This is a genomic window from Sulfitobacter sp. HI0129 (assembly GCF_001635395.1).
Classification (GTDB): Bacteria; Pseudomonadota; Alphaproteobacteria; order Rhodobacterales; family Rhodobacteraceae; genus Sulfitobacter.
This window is the reverse complement of record NZ_LWGH01000046.1, coordinates 1-5137: the sequence shown is the minus strand read 5'-3', so window position 1 is coordinate 5137 and position 5137 is coordinate 1. Positions and strand designations below refer to the sequence as shown.

6 protein-coding genes are annotated in these 5137 nt (G+C 65.2%); 3 read left to right on the top strand and 3 right to left on the bottom strand.

All coding sequences use genetic code 11. The features are described from left to right. Positions 1-76 precede the first annotated feature (76 nt). Complete coding sequence (locus A3764_RS00490) at positions 77-721, top strand: ribonuclease T2 family protein (protein ID WP_067927096.1); 645 nt, start codon at positions 77-79, stop codon at positions 719-721. A gap of 16 nt (positions 722-737) precedes the next feature. Here A3764_RS00490 and A3764_RS00485 read toward each other — a convergent pair whose 3' ends face one another. Beyond that, positions 738-1724, bottom strand: a complete 987-nt coding sequence (locus tag A3764_RS00485; RefSeq protein ID WP_067927100.1) for an NAD(P)H-quinone oxidoreductase — start codon at positions 1722-1724, stop codon at positions 738-740. 125 nt (positions 1725-1849) lie between these two features. Here A3764_RS00485 and A3764_RS00480 point away from each other — a divergent pair, with 125 nt between their 5' ends. Then, on the top strand, positions 1850-3067 hold the full coding sequence (locus A3764_RS00480) for an AMP-binding protein (RefSeq protein ID WP_067927103.1): 1218 nt from the start codon (positions 1850-1852) through the stop codon (positions 3065-3067). Then, positions 3064-4164: a thiolase family protein gene (locus tag A3764_RS00475; protein WP_067927105.1), complete on the top strand. Its 1101-nt coding sequence runs from the start codon at positions 3064-3066 to the stop codon at positions 4162-4164. Before A3764_RS00480 ends, A3764_RS00475 begins: the two co-directional genes overlap by 4 nt. Here the strand turns inward: A3764_RS00475 and A3764_RS00470 are convergent. Then, positions 4153-4698 (bottom strand): biotin transporter BioY, encoded by a 546-nt coding sequence (locus A3764_RS00470; RefSeq protein ID WP_067927109.1) that lies wholly within the window; start codon positions 4696-4698, stop codon positions 4153-4155. The two genes, A3764_RS00475 and A3764_RS00470, sit on opposite strands and share 12 nt — an antisense overlap. Before the next feature lie 73 nt (positions 4699-4771). Then, positions 4772-5137, bottom strand: a 366-nt coding sequence (locus A3764_RS00465; protein WP_236627973.1) for an energy-coupling factor transporter transmembrane component T, incomplete at its 5' end; no start/stop codon positions are given.

The window sequence follows — 5137 nt, the reverse complement described above, 5'->3', positions numbered from 1 at the left end:
CGGAGGCCGGAACGGTTTCCATTGTGGGGGAACTCGCGCGCTATATAGTCGGCAATGCGAAATAAGGAAAGACCAAATGACGGTACTGCGCCGGTCCCTGCTGGTTCTCGCGCTTCTGTCTGCCTCTGCGGCGGGGGCAGCGGGCGAACGCGCCGGGGAATTCGATTACTATGTCCTTGCCCTCAGTTGGTCGCCGAACTGGTGCGCCCGCGATGGCGATGCCCGCGATTCAGATCAATGCGAAGTGGGGCTCGGCCATGGCTGGACGCTGCATGGCCTCTGGCCGCAACTGGCCCGGGGCTATCCATCCTATTGCCAGACAGCCAGCGCGCCACCCAGCCGGGCCATGACCGCCCGCATGGCCGACATCATGGGCTCGGCAGGGCTCGCATGGCATCAGTGGAAAAAGCATGGCAGCTGTACCGGCCTGTCAGCCGCCGATTATTTCGCCCTGTCGCGCGAAGCGTCGGAGCGCGTGACGCGACCCACCGTCTTCCGGTCGCTCGACCGCGCTGTTCGCCTGCCCGCCGCCGTGGTGGAGGAGGCCTTTTTGAAGGCCAACCCCGATCTCGTTGCCGACGGCCTCACCGTGACCTGCCGGGACGGCTATATTCAGGAGGTGCGCGTCTGCCTGTCCCGGGAGTTGGAGCCGCAGGTCTGCGGCCCCGACGTCATCCGGGATTGCACGGCTACAGACGCATTGTTCACGCCCATCCGCTAAAGGGCGCGCCTCTCCCTCAACCCGCGACCTTCAGAACGATCTTTCCGATGTGATCGCTGGTTTCCATGCGGGCATGTGCCTTATGCGCTTCTTCCAGCGGAAATTCACTGTCCATCACCGGCCCGATCCGACCCGCGTCCAGCAGCGGCCATACGCTATGGCGCAGATCGTCGGCGATCCGGGCCTTCGCCAGATCGCTCTGCGGGCGTAGAGTGGATCCGGTCATCGTCAGCCGCCGGGTCATCAGCGTGGCAAAGTTCACCTCCACCTTGGGTCCCTGCAGGAAGGCGATCTGCACCAGCCGACCGTCCTCCGCCAATGCGCTGAGGTTGCGGGGAATGTAATCGCCGCCCACCATGTCGAGTATCAGATGCGCGCCCCCTTCCGACTTCAGCACATCGACAAAATCGGTATCCCGGTAGTTGATCGCGGCTTCGGCCCCCAGTTTCATGCAGGCGGCGCATTTTTCGTCAGAACCGGCGGTGGCGAAAACCCGGGCGCCGAACGCCTTTGCAAGCTGGATGGCAGTCGTGCCGATCCCGGAAGACCCGCCGTGGACGAGAAAACGCTCGCCAGCCTTCAGCCCGCCCCGCATGAAAACATTGGACCAGACGGTAAAGAAGGTTTCGGGCAGACAGGCGGCTTCGCGCATGTCCATGCCTTCCGGCACAGGCAGGCAGTGCCGGGCCGGGGTGGCCACGTATTCCGCGTAGCCCCCGCCCGGCAACAATGCGCAGACCTTGTCCCCCACCGAAACGCCTTCTGCCCCGGGGCCTACCGACACCACCTCTCCCGATGCTTCCAGACCGGGCAGATCGCTTGCCGTGGGGGGCGGAGCATACATGCCTGCCCGCTGCAACGCATCCGGCCGGTTCACACCGGCATAGGCCACTTTGATCACGACCTGCCCCTGGCCCGGCTCGGGACGGGGGCGTTCCGCTTCCTTCAGCACCTCCGGCCCGCCGCTTTTGGTGATCTCGATCACGCGCATCGTTTCGGTCATCTGGTATCTCCTGTCATTTACACGCAGCATAGTGCTGACAAGTCCGGTGTCATCCGCATTCTGGGGACTTGGCGTTTGGGGCCGGGTTTTGTTAAGTGGATGGAAGAGCATGAAAAGGCGAACGAATGGCGGACGCACCGGCACGTTTCGAATGGCACCCGCAGGCAAAACTTTCCTGGCGCGGACGCGAGGTTCCGCGCCCGACGGGCATGGCCCCCGCCATGACACCGCTGACGGTACGCCTCGCCCACGCATTGAACTGCGGCGGACCATTTCTGCTCTCGGATGATCCTGAACTCTTGCAAGTCACCGAAGGCGCCGCCCACGGGACCTTTTTTACCCTCACGGGCGGGACCACGGGTGCACCGAAGGTCATCCGCCGCTCCTGCGCCTCATGGATTGCCAGCTTCGAGGTCAACGCCCGCCTGTTTGACTGCGAAGTGATCGATCAGGTCGCCGTGCTGGGCGATCTGTCCCATTCGCTGGCCCAATACGGCACGGTCGAGGCGCTGCACCTCGGCCTTGATGTCCACGTGCTGGAAGGGATGCCCGCACCCGCGCAGTGGCGGCAGTTGATGAACCTGAATGTCTCCATCATCTACGGCACGCCATCGCAGCTTCACCTGCTGTCAAAGGCCGGCCGTGGCGGGCAGAATGAAATGGTCCGCCTGATCCTTTGCGGGGGTGGCCCCCTGTCGGACGCGACCCTCGCCATGGTGGAAGAGGCTTTTCCTGCCGCCTTGGTCCGCGCGTTTTATGGTGCGGCCGAAACCTCTTTCATCAGCATGACCCGGTACGACACCCCACCCGGTTCGGTGGGCCCCGCCTACCCCGGGGCCACGATCGAAATTCGCAATGCGGACGGCACAAAGACCGACGGCGCGGGCGAAGTCTGGGTCAAGAGCCCCTACCTGTCGGACGGTTACGCGAACGGGGCCGAAGGCGGCAAACGCGACGGCGCGGGTTTTGCCAGCGCGGGGGAAATCGGGTGGCTCGACGATGAGGGCAACCTGTTTCTCGAAGGCCGGGCAGATCGCCGATTTACGGTGGCCGATCATTCGCTTCAGCCCGAATACCTTGAAACGGCTCTGAACGCACTTTCCGAGGTGAAGGGGAGCGCCGTGCTCCCCGTTTCGGATGGTGCGCGCGGGCACCGCCCTGTCGTGATTGTCGAAGCGGCAGAGGACACGGAGCTGTTGCCCCGCATCCGCGACTGCTGCGTGCGCGCGCTCGGCCAATGGGCGGTGCCGAAAGACATCCATTTCATCGAGAAGCTTCCGCGCCTGACCTCGGGAAAGCTGGACCTGAAAACCCTCGCCCGGCAATTCGGCGAGGACGGGTGACACCCTGTATCGCCGCCGCCTGCCGCAGTGCCGTCGCACCGCGCGGTGGCGCACTCGCCGGGCTGGAACTTCATGAACTGGCGGCCCCGGTGCTGACCGCGGCGCTGGAGCGGGCCGGGATCGACCCTGTAGATGTGGATGAAGTCATCCTGTCGAATGCCTTGGGCGCAGGTGGCAACCCGGCACGAAGCGCCGCGCTCGCCGCCAGACTGCCCGAAAGCGTCGCGGGCCTCACCATCGACCGGCAATGCGCCGGGGGGCTTGATGCACTGCTGCTGGCGCGTGCGATGATACTTGCGGGCGACGCGCGTATCGTTCTTGCCGGCGGTGTGGAGAGTTATTCGCGCCGCCCCCTCCGCTCGCGACGCTTCGCTGACGGTCGGCCGCCGGAGCCCTACGAACAGGCCCCGTTCACACCTTGGCCGGACAGGGACCCGGACATGACCCATGCGGCCCATGCCCTTGCCATAAGATGCGGGATCAGCCGTGCGGAACAGGATGCCTGGGCCCTGGAAAGTCATCGCAAGGCCATGGCGTCACCACCGGGAGCGGCAGAGCTCATGCCCCTCGGCGGGTTGACCAAGGATCCCTTTGCCCGCGCCCTCTCTCCCGCGCTTTGCGATCGGGCGAAAACGCTGCAGGGCAGTATCACTTCGGCAAATACCGCGGTGGCGGCCGATGCATCGGCCTTTTGCGTGGTGGTATCGGCGGATGTTGCGCGCGCCCTCGGGGGTAATTTTCCCAGAATCATCTCGGGCGCGACCCTCGGCGGGCAGCCCGATCTGCCGGGCCTCGCCCCGGTGGCCGCCATTGCCGGCGCGTTGAACCGCGCGGGAGTGGAACTGAAAGACATGGGAAGCGCCGAGATCATGGAAGCCTATGCGGTGCAGGCGATTGCATGCCAGCGTGGCGCGGGGTTCGATCCGGCAATCGTCAATCGAAGCGGGGGGGCACTAGCGCGGGGGCACCCCATCGGCGCGTCCGGAGCAATCAACGCCGTGCGGCTCTATCACGAGGTTATGGGCGATGGCCGAGCCGGGGTGGCGGCCATCGCGGCGGCAGGCGGTATCGGAACCGCGCTTGTCCTAGCTGCGTGACAGCACGCTTTGCGGACGGGCGCGCGCCAGACCCGCTGTCACGAAACCGGCGATCACGGCTTTCAGGATGTCACCGGGGATGAAGAAGGCCACCAGCGCACTGGCTTCCAGCACCGACTTGTCCAGCATGAACATCATGCCAATGATGCCGAAGACATAGAGCACGACAACCCCACCCGCTGCGGCGGCAACGCCCGCGGCCAGTGCAATCGGCGCATCGCGCAGACGTTCCATGATCCAGCCGGTGGCGAAAGCGGCGATGGGAAAGCCGATCAGGAAGCCCACCGAAGGTGTAGCAAAGACCCCCAGGCCACCACGACCGCCAGCCAGAAGCGGCAGGCCCAAGGCTACGAGACCGATGAAGAGCAGCGCGGCAAGCCCGCCCCGCTTTGCGCCGAGCACCGTTCCACAAAGCATGATGCCGAGGCTTTGCGCCGTGATGGGCACACCGAAGGCCAGCGTGAACTTCGGGATGAGCCCTAGCGCCGCTATGAGGGCGGCAAAAAGGGCAATGAGGGTGAGGGAGCGTTCCATGGACTGATCCTGGTATGATGAAAACAAGACGTTTTGAACGTCTGGCGTTTGGTAGGGGCCGCCCCCCGCGCCGTCAAGACGGCCCGGAACCAAGGCCGCCGCGTGCCCGCAGTGCCAGCGCCACCTGTTCGGCGTCATCGATCGCCAGAACGGCCATGGGCATGACGATCCGCCACCCCACGGGCCGGGCGGACCGCGCCCGCCACGCCAGCCGCAAGGTATTTCCCCGCAGGATCAGGGCAGGCGCAAACCGGACGACCATGGCAACCGCAAGCTCCATCGGGCGGGTGCGCAGGCCGAACCGGCGCAACGGCGTGGTCAGCCAGTGCACCACCGCCATCATTTCTGACAACGTGGTGGTCATCGTGACGAAGGTCGCCAGCGCCACCGCTGTGAGCATGCGCAGCACGATCTCCACGCCTTCGGCGGTCTCCCCCGC